Annotated in this window: 17 protein-coding genes; 6 read left to right on the top strand and 11 right to left on the bottom strand. The window is 72.2% G+C overall.

All coding sequences use genetic code 11. The annotated features are described in order from the left end of the window. Positions 1–42: 42 nt before the first annotated feature. The 6 genes from ACWED2_RS13320 to ACWED2_RS13295 all read right to left on the bottom strand — a co-directional run bounded on the left by ACWED2_RS13320 (position 43) and on the right by ACWED2_RS13295 (position 7,543). Positions 43–1,296 (bottom strand): ATP-grasp domain-containing protein, encoded by a 1,254-nt coding sequence (locus tag ACWED2_RS13320; RefSeq protein ID WP_449690705.1) that lies wholly within the window; start codon positions 1,294–1,296, stop codon positions 43–45. After that, positions 1,289–2,554, bottom strand: a complete 1,266-nt coding sequence (locus tag ACWED2_RS13315) for an acyl-CoA dehydrogenase family protein (RefSeq protein ID WP_449690704.1) — start codon at positions 2,552–2,554, stop codon at positions 1,289–1,291. The genes ACWED2_RS13320 and ACWED2_RS13315 overlap by 8 nt, the downstream gene beginning before the upstream one ends. Beyond that, the gene (locus ACWED2_RS13310; RefSeq protein WP_449690703.1) at positions 2,551–3,876 is read right to left on the bottom strand and encodes an ATP-grasp domain-containing protein; all 1,326 of its coding nucleotides are present in this window, start codon (positions 3,874–3,876) and stop codon (positions 2,551–2,553) included. The genes ACWED2_RS13315 and ACWED2_RS13310 overlap by 4 nt, the downstream gene beginning before the upstream one ends. After that, positions 3,873–5,132: an MFS transporter gene (locus tag ACWED2_RS13305; RefSeq protein ID WP_449690702.1), complete on the bottom strand. Its 1,260-nt coding sequence runs from the start codon at positions 5,130–5,132 to the stop codon at positions 3,873–3,875. The genes ACWED2_RS13310 and ACWED2_RS13305 overlap by 4 nt, the downstream gene beginning before the upstream one ends. 115 nt (positions 5,133–5,247) lie before the next feature. Further along, positions 5,248–6,585, bottom strand: a complete 1,338-nt coding sequence (locus tag ACWED2_RS13300) for an NB-ARC domain-containing protein (protein ID WP_449690701.1) — start codon at positions 6,583–6,585, stop codon at positions 5,248–5,250. A gap of 337 nt (positions 6,586–6,922) precedes the next feature. Continuing rightward, complete coding sequence (locus ACWED2_RS13295; protein ID WP_449690700.1) at positions 6,923–7,543, bottom strand: hypothetical protein; 621 nt, start codon at positions 7,541–7,543, stop codon at positions 6,923–6,925. Positions 7,544–7,660: 117 nt separating this feature from the next. Between ACWED2_RS13295 and ACWED2_RS13290 the strand changes: the two genes are divergently transcribed. Next, positions 7,661–8,185 (top strand): RNA polymerase sigma factor, encoded by a 525-nt coding sequence (locus ACWED2_RS13290; RefSeq protein ID WP_449690699.1) that lies wholly within the window; start codon positions 7,661–7,663, stop codon positions 8,183–8,185. Next, a complete protein-coding gene (locus ACWED2_RS13285; RefSeq protein ID WP_449690698.1) occupies positions 8,178–8,930 on the top strand; it encodes a hypothetical protein in 753 nt (250 codons plus the stop codon). Before ACWED2_RS13290 ends, ACWED2_RS13285 begins: the two co-directional genes overlap by 8 nt. 9 nt (positions 8,931–8,939) lie before the next feature. Here ACWED2_RS13285 and ACWED2_RS13280 read toward each other — a convergent pair whose 3' ends face one another. Continuing rightward, on the bottom strand, positions 8,940–9,953 hold the full coding sequence (locus tag ACWED2_RS13280; RefSeq protein ID WP_449690697.1) for a HEAT repeat domain-containing protein: 1,014 nt from the start codon (positions 9,951–9,953) through the stop codon (positions 8,940–8,942). Continuing rightward, a complete protein-coding gene (locus ACWED2_RS13275) occupies positions 9,947–10,636 on the bottom strand; it encodes a HEAT repeat domain-containing protein (protein ID WP_449690814.1) in 690 nt (229 codons plus the stop codon). The genes ACWED2_RS13280 and ACWED2_RS13275 overlap by 7 nt, the downstream gene beginning before the upstream one ends. 102 nt (positions 10,637–10,738) lie before the next feature. Here ACWED2_RS13275 and ACWED2_RS13270 point away from each other — a divergent pair, with 102 nt between their 5' ends. Beyond that, the gene (locus ACWED2_RS13270) at positions 10,739–11,371 is read left to right on the top strand and encodes a hypothetical protein (RefSeq protein ID WP_449690696.1); all 633 of its coding nucleotides are present in this window, start codon (positions 10,739–10,741) and stop codon (positions 11,369–11,371) included. A 4-nt stretch (positions 11,372–11,375) separates the two neighbouring features. Then, positions 11,376–12,257 (top strand): hypothetical protein, encoded by an 882-nt coding sequence (locus tag ACWED2_RS13265; RefSeq protein WP_449690695.1) that lies wholly within the window; start codon positions 11,376–11,378, stop codon positions 12,255–12,257. Between the two features lie 95 nt (positions 12,258–12,352). Here ACWED2_RS13265 and ACWED2_RS13260 read toward each other — a convergent pair whose 3' ends face one another. From ACWED2_RS13260 to ACWED2_RS13250, 3 genes are all read right to left on the bottom strand, one after another. Beyond that, the gene (locus ACWED2_RS13260; protein ID WP_449690694.1) at positions 12,353–13,804 is read right to left on the bottom strand and encodes a non-reducing end alpha-L-arabinofuranosidase family hydrolase; all 1,452 of its coding nucleotides are present in this window, start codon (positions 13,802–13,804) and stop codon (positions 12,353–12,355) included. Between the two features lie 346 nt (positions 13,805–14,150). Next, on the bottom strand, positions 14,151–15,182 hold the full coding sequence (locus ACWED2_RS13255) for an alpha/beta hydrolase (RefSeq protein ID WP_449690693.1): 1,032 nt from the start codon (positions 15,180–15,182) through the stop codon (positions 14,151–14,153). Positions 15,183–15,269: 87 nt separating this feature from the next. Then, on the bottom strand, positions 15,270–16,601 hold the full coding sequence (locus ACWED2_RS13250) for a cytochrome P450 (protein ID WP_449690692.1): 1,332 nt from the start codon (positions 16,599–16,601) through the stop codon (positions 15,270–15,272). Between the two features lie 159 nt (positions 16,602–16,760). On the opposite strand from ACWED2_RS13250, the gene ACWED2_RS13245 reads away from it, so the two are divergent. Then, positions 16,761–17,588, top strand: coding sequence for an SAM-dependent methyltransferase (locus ACWED2_RS13245; RefSeq protein ID WP_449690691.1), 828 nt, complete (start codon positions 16,761–16,763; stop codon positions 17,586–17,588). A gap of 246 nt (positions 17,589–17,834) precedes the next feature. Then, positions 17,835–19,022, top strand: coding sequence for a cytochrome P450 (locus ACWED2_RS13240; RefSeq protein ID WP_449690690.1), 1,188 nt, complete (start codon positions 17,835–17,837; stop codon positions 19,020–19,022). Positions 19,023–19,048 lie beyond the last annotated feature (26 nt).

Below are 19,048 nucleotides of genomic sequence, written 5' to 3'. Positions count from 1 at the left end.
CCGGACCATCGGCGAAGGCCTCTTCCCGTTGCGGGGACGCGGTTACTCCGGGCGCATCTCGATGCGCACCAGGCCGGCGGCCTTCTCGGCGCGCTGCAGGGCCTCGGCCGGGCTGTCGGCCTCGGCCATCACCAGGCCCGCGCGGTCCCAGGAGCTGCGCAGGCCGGCGAAGCGGTGCCCGGGGCCGACCTGGAGGTCGACAAGGAACACGCCTTCCACGTGGCGGGCCTGCTCCAGGCCCGCCACGGCGTCGATCACGCCGGGTTCCATGGTGACGAACCGGGCGGCCGCGCCGCCGGTCGCGCGCGTGGGCAGCTCGGGCGGGGTTTCGCCGCGCATCACGGCGAAGTACGCGCGCAGCAGCTTGATCGAATAGGCGCGGTCGAGGAGCTCCATGATGCCGTCCCCGGCGATTCGGCCCGCGCACTCCACGAGGTACGGGACGCCGTCGTCGCCGACGATCCACTCGCAGTGCACGATCCCGTCGGCGAACCCGACCGCCGCGAGGACCCGGCGGGTCACCTCCACCAGCGTCGCGGTGAGCTCGCCGGGGATGCCGGCCGGCACGATGTGGGCCAGCTCGACCGGCCGCGGGCCGGGGTAGAGCTGCTTGCCCGTGACGTTGGCGAACAGCTGCCGGCCGCCGGCGACGAGCATCTCGACGCTGTACTCGGCGCCCGGCACGTACCGCTCGGCCAGCATGCGCAGTTCCATCGGCCGGTCCGGGACGAAACTGCCCTCGTCCTGCTCCACGCAGTTCGCCCACGCCTGCTCGACGTCGGCCGGACCGGGCACGACCTGGGTGCCGACGGCGGCCTGCCGGTTCGCCGGCTTGAGCACGACCGGGCCCGGGTGGGCGCGCATGAACGCCAGCACGTCCGCCGGGCCGGTCACGGTGGCGCTTTCGGGGTTGGCCAGGCCGGCGGCCGCGCTGACCCGGCGCAGCACGGCCTTGTCCCGCAGGATCTGCGCGGCGCCGAGGCTCGCGCCCGGCACGCCGTAGCGTTCGGCGAGCCGGGCGGCGAACGGGGTGGCGTACTCGATCAGCGGGATGACCGCGACCGGGTCGAGGTCCGGGTGGGCGGCGTGGAACTCGTCGGCCGAGCCGGGCCGGGTGTGCTCCCACTCGACCAGCTCGCGGACCAGGGCGGATCCGGCCAGTTTCGGGCGCAGGTCGCGCTTGCGGACGACGTCGGGCTCTTCGACGAGGACGACCGAGCCGTCGGGTTCGGCGCCGGTGAGGGCCATCAGCACCGGCGTCACGAACCCGACGACCAGGACGGGCCGCTCAGGCATCGGCCCCGGGCTCCGTCTTGGGCTTGTCCACGATCCCGAGCATGAACCGCATCGAGGGCCGGGCACCGACCAGGTGCGCCCCGACCGTCTGGGTGACGCGGTCGCGGGCGGTCGGGTGCATGGCCATGGTCACCGAGTCCCGGAGCCACCGGTTCATCGGGTCGCCGGACCGGATCGCGGCGGTGCCGAGCAGGTCGCACAGCCGCAGCACGACCCGCTTGGCCATCTGGAACGCCTGCCAGCCGGTCAGCGCCGGCGCGACCCGCTCGTCGGGGGTGAGGTCGTCGAGCGTGCCGGTGCCGTCGGCGGTGACCTCCCACTGCCGCTCGAGGGCGCGGTAGACCCCGGCGCGGGTGGTGCTGTAGTCGGCTTCGCACTCGGCCAGGGTGATCTGGATGTGCTCGTTGTCCTTCCAGGCGACGCCGCTCATCCGCCACGGCGAGCCCTTGAGCATGTCGACCCGCTCGATGGTGAGCCCGCGGACGTAGTCCAGTGCCGCCCGCGCGGTGCCGAGCGGGACGCCGCACATGCTGCGCTGGATCACGTCCGGCTGCACCAGCGGCCCGTTGGGGACCTTCGGGTTGTCGAACGTCAGGGTGTGGTTCTCGGGCACGAACACGTCGGTGATCGTGTAGTCGCTGCTGCCGGAGCCGCACAGGCCGAGGGTGTACCAGTTGTCGAGGGAGCGGATGTCTTCCTGCGGCACCATGAACAGGCGTGACTCGTGCGGGTTGCTGCCGTCCGGGCTGGCGTAGGGCTCGCCGTTCTCGAACACCATCGCGCCGGAGGCCACCCACTCGGCGTGGGTCGAGCCGCTGCCGAACCCCCACCGGCCGGTCAGCCGGTAGCCGCCGGGAACGCGTTCGGCGTGCCCGGTCACCGGGAGCACCCCGGCCGAGTGCATGTCGATGCTGGTGAACATCCGGCGGGCCTCGTCCTGGTCGAGGAAGTTCGCGTGCAGGCCGATGTCGGAGCCGAGCTTGGCGCACCAGCCCACGGACGCGTCGCCGTAGGACAGCGCTTCGATGACCTCGGTCTGCTCCATCGACGTCATCTCGGGGCCGCCCCAGTCCCGGCTGAACCCGATCCGGAAGACGCCGGCGTCGCGCAGTAGCTGCACCACGTCGGCGGGCAGGCTCCGGTTCGCCTCGATCTCCGCGGCCCGTTCGCGCAGGACCGGCGCGAGCGCCTTCGCGTTCTCGAGGATCTGCGCGCCGGTGAGCGGCACATCGGTGCGGGCGGGCTCGGTCATGGTCATGCGGAAACTCCCTCGTGTTCGTCGACGTCGAGCAGCCCGGCGGGCATTTCGAAGGCGGTACCGGGTTCCGGTGGGGCGACCGGGACGGCGTCGACCCGCACCGCGGCGGCGGCCGTGTCCAGTCGCCGTCCGCAGGTTTCGGGGTCGTCGGCCTCGCACACCACGAACGAGTGGCGGGCGAGGTAGCCGCCGGGCGGCAGCCGCAGGGTGGTGCCCGGGGCGGTCATCGGCGAGGCGAGGACCAGCCCGGGCACCCGGGTGCGGTCGGTGGGGACGGTGATTTCGCGGACCAGGCAGTCGTGTTCGGGGTAGCCGAAGCGGATGCCGGCGACGGCGCGGCGGGTGGGGGTGATGACCGGCCGGTTCCCGGTGGCGACGGCGAACAGGACCTCGCCGGGGTCGATGCCGGTGGCCGTCTTGCCCAGGAACGGGATCAGGTCGCCGCCGAGCCGCCCGTTGACCTCGATGATCAGCGGGCCGCGGTCGGTCAGCCGGACTTCGGTGTGGGTGATGCCGTCTTCCACGCCGAGCGCGCGGTGGGCCCGCACCAGGACGTCCAGCAGCTCCGCGTCGTGCAGGAGCGGGTCGCCGGCGTCGACGACGTGCCCGACCTCCTCGAAGTACGGCTGGTCGCCGGTCTGCTTGCGGGCGACGAACATCGGCAGGTACTCGCCCTTGTGCACGGCGGCGTCGATGCTGATCTCCGGCCCGCGGACGAAGCCCTCCACGATGGCGGCCCCGCCGTAGCGGCTCTGGTCGACCGTGGCCGCGCCCATCGCGACCGCGAACGCGGCGTCCAGCTCGGACTCGTCGCCCGCGAACACCACGCCGATGCTGGCGCCCATGGCCCGCGGCTTGAGCACGACCGGGTAGCCGATCCGGGCGGCCGCCGCGCGGGCCTCGTCGAGGCCGGTGGTCAGGGCGTATCCGGGCTGCAGCAGCCCTTCGGCGGTCAGCAGGGTCCGGGTGCGGTTCTTGTCCCGGCAGCCGCGGACCCCGGCCACGCTCAGGCCGGGGACGCCGAGTTCGGCGGCGAGCTCGCCCGCGGCGAGCACGACGGGCTCGTCCCAGCACATCAGGCCGACGACGCGGTGCCGCCGGGCGACCTCGCGGGCGGCGGCGAGCATCTCGTCGGCGTCGAACACGTCGACGTGGACGATCTCGTCGAAGTAGCCGCGCTGCCAGGTGGGCTTGAGGTTGTTCAGCAGCACCAGCCCCAGCCCGGCCCGGCGGGCGCAGCGGTGGATCGAGGTGACCAGGTATTCACGGTAGGTCCGCAGCCCGCTGCCGATGACCAGCAGCACGCCCTCGGGTTCGGTCATGATCGTTCTCCCACGGCTTCCGGTTCGGCAACGGGTTCCGGCGTCCGGGGCGTCCGGAGGCCGTAGATGTGCATCGAGCCGGCGGTGACCGACAGCAGCGCGCAGCAGCCCCAGAACACCGGGCCGCCGTAGCGGGTGAAGGCGAACAGGCCGAGCACCGGGCCGATCGTCGCCGCCAGGCCGGACAGGGTTTCCTTCGTCGCGATGTAGCGGCTGCGCACCTCGGCCGGGAACGTGGCGGGGTGCGCGGCCGTGCTCGGTCCGTGGATCATCAGCCCGGACACCGCGAAGAAGGCGCCGGCGAGCACGAAGAACGGGTGCTGCGCGATCAGCCCGTAGAGGGTGAACCCCAGCCCGCTGACCAGGTTGCCGGCCAGCCCGGCGACGTACTTCGGGATGCGGACGATGTAGGTGGTGATCTTCAGTTCACAGGTGATCAGCACGACCGAGGAGATCACCAGCACCGTGCTGTACAGCCCGACCGGGTAGCCGGCGGAGACGATGTTCAGCGGCAGCACCGCGACCGACCCGGCGTAGACCATCATGCCGAAGACGCCGGCCACCAGGTAGCACAGGAACCGGGTGTCCCGGAGCATCGTGCCGTACACCGCCCGGGCACCGGCGGCTCTCACCGGGGTGCCGCCGGGATCGGTCCGGTGCGGGGCCGCGGGGTGCCTCGGGAGCAGGGCGAAGGCCAGCAGCGCCCACAGCGCCGCGGTCGCGCCGTCCAGCCAGAACAGCAGGTCCCAGTCCACCTGGATGAGCACGGCGGCGAGCAGCGGCGCGACGGCGGCGCCGATGTTCAGCGCGATGCGCATCATCGAGAAGCCCATGACCTTGTGTTCTTCCGGCATGGACTCGGCGAGCAGCACCGCGGCCGCCGGCCGGTAGGCCTGGATGGCCAGCCCGGACAGCCCGACCACCGCCAGCAGCGCCGCGGGCACGCCCCGGACCAGCGGGATCGAGGCGACCAGCGGCGCCGCGCACGTCATCACCGCCACGATCGTCGTCCGGCCGCCGAACCGGTGGGTCAGCTCGCCGCCCAGCATGGCGCCGAAGATCGCGCCCACGCTGAACGCGGCGAGGCAGACGCCGGCGAAGCCGGGCGAGCTGCCCCGGAAGGTCAGGTAGAGCACCAGGAACGTCTGGACGAACGCACCCAGCTGGTTGACCAGCATGCCGCCCAGCAGGTACCGGACCGGGGCGGGGGTCGCCCGCAGCACCGCGAAGACGCCGGTCCGCGTAGCGCCGGTCACCCGGCCACCTCGTTGGTCGGTCGCACAGCCACCTCCGTGTCACGGATTCGCGACGGCCGGCGGCGCATGGGAGTCCACAACGGACGGTGAACGCCGCCGGCCCGATGCGCAAAGGCTAATTTCGGCCGGTTCCCGGTGGGTAGGGGAACTGTTCCCGCCGACCCGGGAATCTCGCCGCCGGCTCCGGCCGCCCGGCGGCGAACACCCTGACCAGTTCGGGGATCGCGTAGCGGCCGGTGGCGTCGGCGCGGTGCAGGAGCCCGGCATCCACAATGGACTCCAGGAGCTCGTCGGCGGTCTCGAGGGCGGCACCCGTCGCCGCGGCGACGGCGGCCGGCGTCGTCCAGTCCGCGTCCAAGTGGCGGAACACCGCCCGGCCGGCCGCGGAAAGGCCGTCGTGGGCCGCGGTGAACCGGTCGCGCAGGTCGACGTCCCCGACGCTGAGGCTCGCCAGCAGCCGTTCGCGGCCGGAGAGCCGGGCGGCCGTGGCGGCGATCGTCCGTTCCGGCCGCGCCGCGATCCGGCGCCCGATGATGCTGACGGCCAGCGGCAGATCCCCGCACAGCGCGGCGATCGCGTCCGCGGCGGCGGGTTCCGCGCGGATCCGGTGTTCGCCGGCGAGCCTCCCGAGCAGTGCCAGCGATTCCGCGCGGGTGAAGGCGCCCAGCTCGACCCGGTGCACGTCCTCCAGGGCCGGCAGCCGGGCGCGGCTGGTCACCACGACCTGGCTGTGCGCGGTCCGGCCGAGCAGCGGGCGCACCTGCGCCTCGGTGCCGGCGCCGGCCAGCAGGACGAACAGCCGGTGTTCGGCCAGCAACGACCGGTACAGGTCGATCCGGTGCGCCGGGTCGTCGGGCGCGAGGCGGGCCGGCACGCCCAAAGCCCGCAGGAAGCCCCGCACGATGCCGTCGGCCGAGCGGGCGCCCGGCCCGCGGGCGCTCAGGTCCGCGTAGAGCTGCCCGTCCGGGAAGCCGGCGGCGGCCACTTCGGCCAGCCGCAACGCGAAGGCGGCCTTGCCGGCCCCGATCGGCCCGGTGACGAGCAGCGGGGCCCGCCCCGGCCCGCTCGCCTCGATCACCCCGGCGGCGTCCGCCAGCTCCGCTTCGCGGCCGACGAAGGTTCTCGAGCCGAGCGGCAGCTGCGCCGGCCGGACGGTCCTGGTGCGTGCCTTCGGCGCCTCGTCGTCGCCCTTCTTGCCGGCGATGCTCCGCCAGCGCCGTTCCCACGCGAGCCGGTCACCGCCGCAGGCGGAGACGAACGCCAGTGTCACGGCGAGGGTCGGCAGCCGGCGGCCGCTGGCGGCACTGGACAACACGGACGGCGCGAAGTGCGCGGCCCGGGCGAGTTCCCGGTAGCTGGCGTTCCCGGCCCGGCTCCGCAGCACCCGCAGCTCGTGGGCGAAGGCGGCGACCGGTCCGGCGGTGGGGTCCAGCGGGCGTTCAGGCCGACCCATGGCCATCTCCCTCTGCCTGAGCTCATTGCTAAAGGGGCGATGAGCTTTACCACAGATACAAAGGGAAATCGGCCCGCCGCGGATGGCCCGATCGGCGTAACCCCGGTGGCAGGAAAGCACGCCGTTTCCGGCCACCGCGCCCGGCTGCCGGCTTGAGGGCCGATCAGCGCACGCCCTCGACCTGGCCGTGCGGCCGGTTCCGTCGAATGTCCACATTGGATTGAAGCAGGCGGCTGTCACCGCTTGACGGGCGCGGCCACCACCTCGGCGTGGGTGGGGCCGCCGATCTCGCGGGCGCCTCGTTTGGCGCCCTCGGTGACGACCGCGCCCGGCGGGATCAGCGGCGCCGCAACCGGCGCCCGCCCACCACGAGCGCGGCTCCCCCGGCGACGACCAGCCCGGCCACCGCCAGCACCGCCCCCAGCGACGCCGGTGCCTCGGGAGCGGCCGCCACCGGGACCGCAGCGGCGGCCTGCGCCGGCACGGCACCGCCGCCGTCCGAGGGGATCGGGGGCCGGATCGCGCCCCACGGTTGCTTTTCGCCCCGGACCATCGGGGTGGGTGGCGGCGTGACCGCCAGCACGCCGGGCAGCGTCAGCGTGCCGATCTCGTGGTCGGCGAAGACGCCTTGGCGTGCCGACACCCGCCACACCCCGTCGTGGGGCAGGGCGATCGCGGCCGCGTAGTGCGCGGGTTCGCGCAGGGCGACCCCGGGAAACACCACCGGATCGCCCTCGGCGGGCGCGAAGACGAGCGCCGTCTCCCCGAGTTCTCCGTAGCTGACGTGGGAACCGTGCTGCAGCACCCAATAACCGACGGTGTAGGGCCGGCCGGCCCGGAAGGTGTCCGGCAGCGGGTCGAGGTAGGTGACCGCCCAGTTGCCCGCCACGGCACCGGGCGCCGACACCAGCAGGGCCGCCAGGACGGCGCCGAGCAGACAAACGAGTCGCAGTTTCATGCCCGCACTACACCGCGGACCCCGGACCGGTTCCCGGTGGAACCTCGCGGCCGCGGCCGGTGTACAGGAGGGTGGAACACCGGTGGGAAGGGGCGGGCGACGGACGACGACGAGGTGGTGGCCCGGATTCGCGACGGCGACCCGGCGTCCTACGGGACGCTGGTCGACCGGTACACCGCGCTCGCCCACCGCACGGCCTACCTGCTGGGCGCCGGGCACGAGGCCGAAGACGTCGTGCAGGAGGCGTTCGTGAAGGCGTTCCGGGCGCTGCCGTCGTTTCGCGGTGGCGCCTCGTTCCGCGCCTGGCTGCTGCGCATCGTCGCGAACGAGACGCACAACCTCGTCCGCTCCCGGCGCCGGCGCGCCGCGACCGAGCTGCGCGCCACGCGCCTGGAGCCGGTCCGCGACGGCGATCCGGCGGCCCAGGCGATGTCGGACGCGGCGTTGCTGGACGCGGTGCGGGCCCTGCCCGAGAAGAACCGGGCGGTCGTGATCTGCCGGTACTTCCTCGACCTCACGGAAGGAGAAACGGCGGAGGTGCTCGGGTGCCCGCGGGGGTCGGTGAAGTCGCGGGCGCACCGCGCGTTCGCCCGGCTGCGGGAACTGCTGGCCGAGCCGGACAAGGAGGCGGTCGGTGACTGATCCCCGGGACGCGCGGCTCGCCGCCGCGCTGCGTGACCTCGGCGGCCGCCTCGACGTGCCGCCGCCACCCGAGGTGCGCGCCGCCGTACTGGCCCGGCTGCCCGCCCGGCCGCGGCGGCGGCCGCCGGTGCCGCGGTGGGTCACCGTCGCCGCGGCGCTCCTGCTGGTGTTCGCGGCGGTGGTCACGCTCTCCCCCGCGGTGCGCGCGACCGTGACCGACCTGCTGCGGTTCGCCGGCATCGAACTGCGCAGCGAACCCGGTCCTCCCGTGCGCGGCGAGGGCCTGCTGCCCGGTGAGCGCTCGGTGGACCTCGCCGGCGCGCGCCGCGTGACCGCGTTCCCGATCGGGGTCCCGGCCGCCCTCGGCGGGCCGGACGACGTCCGGGTCGCCGGTGATCCGACGCGGGTCGTTTCGCTGCTCTACCGGGGCGGCCCGGGCCGGCCGGCCGCGGCCGCGGGGCAGCCCGCCGTCCGGGTGGACGAGTTCGACGGGCAGCTCGGGCCGGTCTTCGAGAAGTTCCTCGGCATGTCCGAGGGCCGGCGGGTGAGCGTCGCCGGCGCCCCGGCGATCTGGATCGACCGGCCGCACGCGCTGGTCTACGTCGACCGGGCCGGGCAGTGGCGGACCGAAACGGCCCGGCTCGCGGCGCCGTCGCTGAGCTGGCAGCGAGGCGCGGTCACCTACCGGCTCGAAGGCGCCTTCACCGCCGAGGACGCGGTGCGGATCGCGGCGACGGTCTCGTGACCGGCGCGCTCAGCCGCCGGGCCGCCCTTCGAGCGCTTCCACGAGAGCCGACGCGACGAGGGCGACGTCCGGGTCCTCGTCGCGGCCCAGCTGCCGCAGGACGTCCCGGGCGGCCCTGCCCGGCAGCTCGGCCAGTGCCTGGGCCAGCCGGATCCGCACCGCGGTGTCCGTGGGGTGGGCGGCGAGCTCGCCGGTCAGCATGCCGATGATCCGGGCTTCTTGCCCGTCGGACGGCACGAGTGTGCCCAGCACCTCGGCCGCCTCGACGTCGTTCGTGCCTTCGACCACCATGGCGGCGAGGACCGGCACGGCGGCGATCGCGCCGCGCCGGCCCGCCGCCAGCGCGGCCAGCCGGCGCACGGCCGGATCCGGGTCCCCGAGCGCCTGGTCGAGCACCGCGTCGGCCTCCGCACCGGGCAGTTCGGCGATCGCCCGCACCGCGCGCCGCCGGACCTCGGCGTCGTCGGAACGCAGGCCGGACGCCAGGCTCCCGGTCCCGTCGCCGCCCGCCCGCGCGAGCGCCCACCGCAGCGCGCCGGCGACGAACGGGTCGGCTTCGGCGAGGATCGCCTTGGCCAGCGGGTCGACCGGAACGGCCACGTCCTCGACCCGGGCCAGGACAGCCTGCTGCCGGCGGGCGGCGTCGGGCGAGCCGAGGCCGCGCAGGAGCTCGACGACACGCAGGACGTCCTGCCACCCGGCGGGCGCCGAGGCGTCGATGGCCTTGAGGCGCTCGAGCAGTTCCCGCTCCCGCCGCAGCCGGTCTTCGGTCTGCCGGACGAGGTCACCGACCAGCGCGGCCGGCGTGAAGGCGGGATCCTCCAGCGCGCGGCCGATCTGCCGCAGCGACATGCCGAGCGACCGCAGGCCTTCCACGTGGAAGATCCGGCGGATGTCGGCCGCGGAGTACTCGCGATACCCGCCCACGGTGCGGCCGGTCGGCCGCACCAGCCCGAGTGACTCGTAGTGCCGCAGCATCCGGGTGCTCACCCCGCACCGGCGAGCCACTTCGCCGATCAGCACCCGGCGCCCCCGGCGCGCTCCGGGCCGAGCGCGACGATCCGGTTCGCCTCGTCGATGTCGACGTCGAAAGCGGCGTCGGGGTCGTGCAGGAGCCGTTCCGTGGCGCGGGCGTGCGCCCGCACCACCGGGTCGGCGCTCGCCAACCCCGCCCGCAGCGCGGGCTCGGTCACCTCGCCGAGCGCGACGAGCGCCCGGCTCAGGCTCAGCTGCACGGTCCGGTCACCCCGACCGAGCTGCCCGGCCAGTTCGGCGGCCAGCGCCGCCCGCTCCCCGGCGGGCACCAGGACGACAGCGGCACGCCAAGCGCTGCGCGCCACCTCGTCGTCGGCGTCGCGCAGCAGCGAACCGGTGATCGCGGACCACGTCGTCCGGTCCCCGATCTTGGACAGCGTGTGCAGCGCCTGGCTCCGGGCCTGCGCCCGCCCGGAACCGAGCTGGGCGAGCAGCAAGGGCACGGTGGTCTCCGCCGGGAGGCGGGTCAACGCCCAGGTGAGCATGTCGCGCACGAAGAAGTCCGGCTCGATCGCGCACCGCTCGAGCAGCGCCCCGGCGAGAGCGGGGTCGGCGCCGGTGCCCGCCGCGAGCGCGGCCTGCAGGCGCGTGGACGAATTCCCGGCCCCCAGCGCGGCGAGCAGCCGGTCGCGGTGCCGGGGGTCGGTGTGGGTCGGGTTGATGGGGATCACCTCCTGCACACAGTGAAGACCTTGTCACAGTGTCAAGGTCAAGCGCAGGACCGGCGTATCACGGCGCTTCCCGGCGGCTCTGCACACCGAGGAGGAAGCACGATGAACCTGTTCCGTTCGCGCCGGGCGATCGCGGTGCTGGCCCTCGGTGTGGCGAGCTGCTCGACCCCGGCCGCCCCCGAGGTGCCGAGCACCACGAGCCAACCCACCACCGCCGAACCCGCGCCGCCGAGCCCCGGCACCGAGCCGAGTGGTCCGGAAGCTCCCCGTACCGGTGACCACGGCGTCGCGATCTCGGTTCCCGAGCTCCCGATCGGCGGGAAGGCCGACCCGGCCGGGGCCGGGAAACTGTGCGCGACCGCGAGCTGGCTGCAGCCGGAGGCACTGCCGGACAGCGGCGTCACCGTCACCCGGATCCGCATCGATCCGCCGGCCGGATACCGCGTGGGCGGACGGTGCGGCGGGCTTCCCGGGTGCGCCTCGTTCACCTTCCGCCCGGGCGCCGGCCAGTGCTCCGTCACGATCACCGGCCCCGGGACCACCGACGACGCGCAGCTGGAGTTCGCGGGCCGGTTCTCCTGCGCGGCCGGGCTCGAAAGCTCGTGCCGGGCGCTGAAGGACCGGATGAACCCGGGAGCGATCGACGTGCACCCGCCGGAGGAGACCACGCCGGAGGAGAAGACCACCGAGCCGGCCCCGACGACGACCGAAGCCCCGACCAGCTCGAGCGGGTGACGCGGTGGCCGAGGACAGCCGGCTCGAACGGCTCGTCGAGACGGGCAAGGCCATCGTCCCGCCGCTGACCCTGCTCAGCGCGCTGCTGTTCTACTTCGGCTACGTCTCGGCGCGTTCGCAGTACGAATACTTCGGCGTCGACGTCGACACGATCGGGCTGGGCACGCAGGACTACATCATGCGCAGCCCGCAACCCCTGCTGACGCCGTTGCTGGTGTTCGCCGCGGCCGGGGCGGGCTCGGTCGCGGTGCACGCCGCCCTCCGGCGGCGAACCCGTCCCGACGCCTCCGCGCGGACGGTCCGCCGGATGCGACGGCTGGGCCGCGGCGGGCAGGTGGCCGGGCTGGCCGGCCTCACCGGCGGCCTGCTCCTGCTCCTCGCCTACCCCTTCCTGCGTGACTGGCGGCTCTACGGCCTCGTCACACCGCTGCTGATCGCGGCAGGCGGTGCCCTGTTCCGCGCCGGGTCGGCCGTCGGCGTGCTCCTGCGGCCCCCGGTGTCCGCGACGCCGTTGCACCGCACCTCGACCGCGCTCGTGTACCTCGTCGTCGCGGTCAGCGCGTTCTGGATGACCGCCACCGTCGCGCAGTGGTCCGGCCGGGGACTCGCGATGGCCCAGGCGAACCGCCTCGACAAACTGCCCAGCGTCATCCTCGACACCAAAGAAAGCCTGTTCCTGCGCAGTCCCGGCGTCCAGGAGACGAAACTGCCGCAGTCGGACGGCCAGACGTTCCGCTACCGGTACCGGCACCTGCGCCTGCTGATCCACGGCAAGGACCGGATGTTCCTGGTCGCCGACAAGTGGTCGGCGAGCAACGCGACGGTCATCGTCCCCCTCGACGGCTCGGTGCGCGTCCAGTTCCAGTTCCAGAACCAGCCGCCGTGACACCGGACACGCATTCCCGTGGGGAAGCCCGACGGGGCCCGGCCGGGTGACCGGCCAGGCCCCATCGGGGTGGATCGTTGCTCCGGCAGTGCCGGTCAGCGCTGCAGCGTCAGCAGGCCCGGACGCCACGGCAGCCGGTTGTAGTCGCCGCCGGCCGACGGGTCCTTGCCCTGGTAGAGGAGCTGGAGGTTGCAGGGGTCGATCGTCTTGGTCTGGTCGGGGTTGGTGCGGACCAGGTCACCGTGGCTGATGTCGTTGGTCCAGGTCGCGCCGCTGTTGGCCTTGCCCGCGAAGGGCCGGCTTTCGCTGGCCGCCTGCGGGGTCCACGAACCGCTCAGGCTGTTCGAGGTGAACGACCGGAAGTAGCGCCCGCCCGAACCCATCGCCTCGACGATCATCAGGTACTGGTTCTGGCCCTGGACCTTGTAGACCTCGACCGCCTCGAACAGGTTGGCCTGCGTGTCGCTCATGATCGTCGTGTAGTTCGACCCGAAGCTGCCCGGGAAGTTCCCGATCGGCATGCTCGCCCGGTAGATCTTGCCGTTGTCACCGGCGAAGAACAGGTACATGTTCGAGCCGTCGGCGATCAGGGTCTGGTCGATCGGGCCGGTGCCGGAGCCGGAGATGCTGCCGGTGAACAGCGGCTGCGGCGCGGACCACCCGTTGGGGTTGGTCGGGTCGCTCGAGGTGCGGTAGATGAACGGCCACTGACCCCACTGGTAGGCCAGCACCCAGATGTTCTTCGGCGCGAAGTAGAACAGCGTCGGCGCGACGGTCCCGGAATTCATCCCGGTCTGGCCGGCCGAAGCCATGTCGGACCAGTTCGTGAAGGGGGTGAAGGCCATCGAACCGTACGACGCCGACGAGTTGACGTTCGACGCGTAGACGAGGTGCTTGCCGTTGTAGACGACGTTGGTGAAGTCCTTGAGCGAAAGCCACCCGTTCTTCGGCTGCGCCAGCGCACCCGAAGACGACCAGCGGTACGTCGACGGAAGGGTGCAGCCGGTGCCCCCGGTCGTCGTGGTCGTGGGCGTGGTCGTCGGCGTGCCGGACAGGCCGGTCCACTGCTGGTTGGTCCCGCCGTGGCACGTCCAGACCGCCACCGCGGTGCCGTTGGCCGTCCCGGCGCCGGTGACGTCCAGGCAGAGCCCGGACTGCACCCCGACCACCGAGCCGTCGGCGTTCACCCGCCACTGCTGGTTGGCCCCGCCGTGGCAGGTCCAGATCTGCACCCGGGTGCCGGCGGTGGTGCCGCTGCCGGCCACGTCCAGGCACTTGCCGCCGAACACCGTCAGCTGGCCGCTGTTCGTCGACGTCCACTGCTGGCCGGCGCCGCCCGAGCAGTCGTAGATCTGCACGGAGGTGCCATCGGTCTGGCTGGCGTTCTGGACGTCCAGGCAGCGACCCGAGCCGACCCCGCGCAGGGCCCCGGTGACATCGGCCTGCGCCGCGTTGGTCCCCAGCAACGCCGTCGCCGCGACGGTCGCCGCGGCGACGAGCACGGCGAGCGCGTGCCGGCCCCGGCGGCTGAAAATTCCTCTGTTCATGACGACTCTTCTCCCGGTCAGCTACCCGCCATTGGACGGCCAGATCGGTTCACGCACGAGTACCACGACTGTTATCGCTAACATGCGTGGCGCAAGCCTGAACTCCCGGGCGAGCAAATGTCAATCACACCCGCGAGCGCCGACGGCCCGCGAGCGCGACCGGGCGGGCCGTCCCTCCTCAGAGGCCGTGCCCAACGTCCACAAAGGACCAAAAAGACGGTGAAATTTACACACCGCCGCCCGGCCCGGTCCCGTACACCGTCGATGGCGAAGGAGACGAGCACCCACGCCGGCACCGTGCGACGCGGTCACCAGCCGATGCCGGATCCGGGCCTCCGCACGCTCCCTACCGGCCGACCTTGCGGTCGGCCCAGTCGATCACGGCCCGGAAGTAGTCCCCCGCGTTCGGCGCGTAGTTGATCGCATGCCCATACCCCTGCAGCGCATACGTCGTCAGATCCACCCCGGCGCCGTAGTACGGCGTCTCCGACGTCCTGATCCCCGCCGCCGACGCGCAGTTTGTCGCCAGCAGCCCGCAGAACACCGTGTCCTGCCCCAGCACGACCATCACCGGCCGGTCGATCAGCAGCGAATAGGGAGCGATGATCCCGATCGGGAAGAGGTCCGCCGCCTGCTCGTACGCCGAAGTGTCCTTCGTCGCCTCGTCGAACGCGACCGCCCCCGCCACCTCCGGCCCCGGGGCGTGGAAGATCGAATACCGGCTGCCCGGCACCGTCGTCAGGTACCCCGGGTCGTAACCGCCGGTCGCGAACCGCGGATCGAGCAGGGCCGGGTACGTGGCGGCGAAGACCGCCGTCGTCCCGGCCAGGTTCAGCCGGTGCGCCAGCCCGGTGACGAGCACGGCATCCACGTCGTGGAACGTGCCCGCCTCGATGCTGGCCGTACCGGAACCGAACGAATGCCCGGCCAGGATCACCTTCGCGAAACGCGGCCCCTGCGCACCGGACCGGACCGCCTGGATCACCTGGTGCACCACCGCGGCCTCGGTGATCGTCGTCAGCACCGCACTCGGCGGCGTCGTGCTCCCACCGGTGCCGAGACGATCGAGCGCGAGCGTCGCATACCCCGCCGTGTTCATCGCCAGCCGGTACGACCGGACCTCCGGCTGGTACCCGATGTCCCAGTAGGAACTGTTGTACGTGCCGCCCGGAATGAGCACCTGCACCGTGTTCGCACCACCCGCCGGCACGCACAGCGTGCCGTGCATCGTCTGCGGGAGCGCCACCAGCGTCACCGGGAAGTACAGCTCCCGGCAGCTCGCCCCATCCGCCCTGGCCGACACGGGCACCAGCAGGAAGCCCAGAGCCACCAGCACCAGCACGGCGGCCCGCCGCCGACGGACGGCGACGCGCTTCATCCCACCAACGAATCCGGACACGAGAAACTACCTCCGAAAGAGATCAGCATCGATGATGCGAACAAAAAAACGATCTTCCGGCGCCGATCAGCCCGCCCGCCGGGGCACCACGGTCATCGGCATCCGGTCGGGATAAGCCGCCGAAGTGACCGTCAGGCGCACCGGCACCCCCGGCACCGGAAACAACTCCCACGCAGCCAGGACCGTGGCCGCGACCAGCGTGATTTCGGTGTGCGCAAAAGCCTGCCCGATGCATTGCCGGCCACCCGCACCAAACGGGATGTACGCACCCTTCGGAACGCGCGCGGCCCGCTCCGGCAACCAGCGATCAGGATCGAACCGCTCCGGATCTTCGTGGAACCGCGGATCGAAGTGCAGCGAAAACGGACTGAACATGACCTCCGTCCCGGCCGGCAACCGCACCCCGCCGAGCTCGACATCGCACAACGCCCGCCGCATCAGGATCCAGATCGGGTACATCCGCAGGACCTCACTCACGACCCGGCGCAAATACCCCAGCTTCGCCACATCGGCAAAGGTGGCCGCCCGGCCCGCCAGCACCTCGTCCACCTCGGCCCGGACCCGCCGCTCCACCTCCGGATGCCGAGCCAGCTCGTGGAACAACCAAGTCAGCGCAACGGCACTGGTCTCACTGCCCGCAGTCAGCAACGTGATCACCTCGTCGTAAACCTGCTCGTCGGTCATCCCCTCCCCGGTACCGGGATCCCGGGCCGACATCAGCAGCGACAGCAGATCACCGTGATCCTCCCCCGCGGCGCGCCACCCGGCGATGACCTCCCGCACGATCAGCCGGAGCCGCTCGACGGCCCGGTCGAACCGCCGGTTCGCGGGCACCACCGGCACGTGCTCGAGAAACCGGGGCGACAACGCCCGCACCATCCCCGCCTTCAGCACCACCGGGATCGACCGGCGAGCCTCCGCGACGGCCCTGCGCCCGAGCTCGGTGGCGAACAACGTCTCCCCCACCACCGTGATGGCCAGCTGCTGCATGTCGGCATCCAGCCGCCGCACCTCGCCCGCCCGCCAGGTACCGGTCAGCTCCCCGGCGACCCGCACCATCGTGTCCGCGTACGCAGCGAGCCGCACACCGTGGAACGCAGGCTGCATCAACCGGCGCTGCCGCAGGTGGAACGCACCCTCCGACATCACCAGCCCGTTTCCCATGAACGGCCGGAAACGATCGAAGATGATCCCCTTCGAGAAGCTCGACCCCTGGACGACGAGGACGTGATTGACCAACTCCGGGCTCGTCAGAAAATACGTCTCCAGCGGACCGAGGAACAGCCGCACGATATCACCGTGAACACGCAGGGAAGACGTGAACCCGACCCGCCGCCGCAGCAACGACGGGGTGTGTCCCAGCAGGATCCGACGGCCTGGCGCGACCGGGACGCTCATTTCCTCTCCTTGGCTCGCCGGAAGGAGGACTGCCACCTTAGGCCCATCCGGTCGCACGCGACAGCACCCATCGGCTGAATTGCCGTCACACCGATGGCGTAATCAACGCCGCCGCCGGAGTGAGTATGTTCTTCGTTCGAAGGAGCGAGGTGGACCGACATGACGCAACACCACGAAGAGGAATGGGTTCCTCCGGGTATCGACACCACGAAACCCAGCAGTTCCCGGACCTACGACTATCTGCTGGGCGGCGCCCACAATTTCCAGGCCGACCGCGACGCCGCGGAACAAGCCCAGAAGATCATGCCGGGCATCCGCGACGTCGCCCGGCTCAACCGGGCATTCCTCGGCCGCGTCGTACGCACCCTGATGAGCCTCGGTGTCCGGCAGTTCCTCGACATCGGATCGGGAATCCCCACCGTGGGCAACGTCCACCAGATCGCCGGCGAGATCGACCCCCGCTGCCGGGTGGTCTACGTCGACCGCGACCCGATCGCCGTCGCCCACAGCAGAATGCTCCTGCGCACCAGCGAACACGCCACGATCGCGCACGCCGACTTCACCGACCCCGACGGCATCTTCGCCAACCCGGAACTGCGCCGCCTCGACTTCGGCGAACCGATCGGCCTGCTGATGGTGGCCATGCTGCACTGGATCCCGGACGCCAGCGACCCGCACGCGCTGCTGGCCGAGTACCGCCGCCGCGTCCCGGCCGGCAGCTACCTGGCGATCTCACACCTGGTCAGCGACCGCGACAGCGACCGGATCAACAACGCGGTCGGCACGTTCAACCTCGCCAGAGGCCACGACCAGGCGACCACCCGCACATACGAAGAAGTCGAGACGATGTTCGGCGACTTCGAACTCATCGAACCGGGCCTGGTCGGCTGCGCGCTGTGGCGCCCCGGCGGCCCCGGCGACATCTCGGACGACCCGAGCACCAACACGCAGCTCTACGGTGGGGTGGCACGGAAGATCACCGGCTGACGGCGCCCGGCAGCGACCCAGAGCTCCTGGCCTGCCGCCGGTCTGTGCGGTTTTGTTTGTCATTTCAGCTGTAAGTTGTTTCGCCCTATTCCACGTCGTATAGATCGTTATACATATTGGATGGCACCGACGGCCTTCAGGCTCCCTGTGGCACGCGGATCACGTCGCCTGGGCGGAACCGTCCTCGACCACGAGGTGGCCCGGCAGGCGGTACTCCCCTGCTCGCGTGCGGCGCACGATGAGGCGATGGACGTCCAGCCTGTGCCCTACCCCTTCGGGGATGCCGTCGGACTGCAGGTCCACCCCCGGTTCGCCGAGCTGCGGGAGTCCGGAGCGCCGGTGCGCGTCACGATGCCCTACGGCGGTGACGCCTGGCTGGTGACGCGCTACGAGCAGGCGCGGTTCGTGCTGTCGGACCCGCGGTTTTCGCGGGCCGCGGCGGCCGGGGCGGACGTGCCGCGCGGACGTCCCGGCCTGGAACCGGCCGGCAACCTGCTGGCCATGGACCCGCCCCAGCACGACCGGATCCGGGCGCTGGCGGCCATGGCGTTCACCGCCCGCCGGGTGGCGCTGCTCCAGCCCCGGATCCAGGAAATCGTCGACGCGCTGCTCGACCGCGTCACTCCCCCGGCGGACTTCGCCTCGGCGGTGGTGTGGGAGCTGCCGGTGGCGGTGATCAGCGAACTGCTCGGCGTGCCGCCGGGCGAGCGCCGGATGGTGCGCGAGTGCACCGAGACGCTCGTCACCTCGGGTGGCGCCGTGACTCACGACGACGTCACGGAAGCACGCGGACGGCTGGCGAGCGCACTGAACACGCTGATCGCGCAACGCCGGGAAGAACCCACCGACGATCTGCTGACCGCCCTGGTCGCCGCGCGCGACGAGGATGACCGCCTGAGCGACAACGAACTGCTCATGCTCGGCGTCGCCCTGCTGGCGGGCGGCCACGAGACCACGGCGAACCTGACCGGCAGCTTCCTGGTGGAACTGCTGTCCGACCGCGAACGGTGGACGGCGCTCGTCGCCCGTCCCGAGCTGATCCCGTCCGCGGTGGAGGAGCTGCTGCGGTTCATCCCGCTGGCGACGGTCGCGGACTTCGCGCGGATCGCCAAGGAAGACCTCGAGATCGGCGGCCGATCCATCCGCGCCGGCGACGCGGTCCTGGTCCAGCTGGACTCCGCCAACCGGGACGAAACCGTGTTCGCCTCGGCCGGGGAGCTGGACTTCGGCCGCAAGGTCAACCACCACCTCGCGTTCGGCTTCGGCGTGCACCACTGCGTCGGTGCGCCGCTGGCGAGGCTGGAGCTGCGCGTTCTGCTGTCGACGCTGGTCCGTCGCCTGCCGGGCCTGCGCCTGGCCATCCCCGCGGACGGCATCGGCTGGCGTCGTGGCGGATTGCTGCGGGGCGTCACCAGCCTGCCCGTCACCTGGTAGCGGGAAAACGCCCCGCTGAATAGGTC

It is taken from the genome of Amycolatopsis sp. NPDC005003 (genome assembly GCF_053600695.1).
Note: the sequence above shows the minus strand (reverse complement) of the source record. Positions and strands in the feature narration are given on the sequence as shown.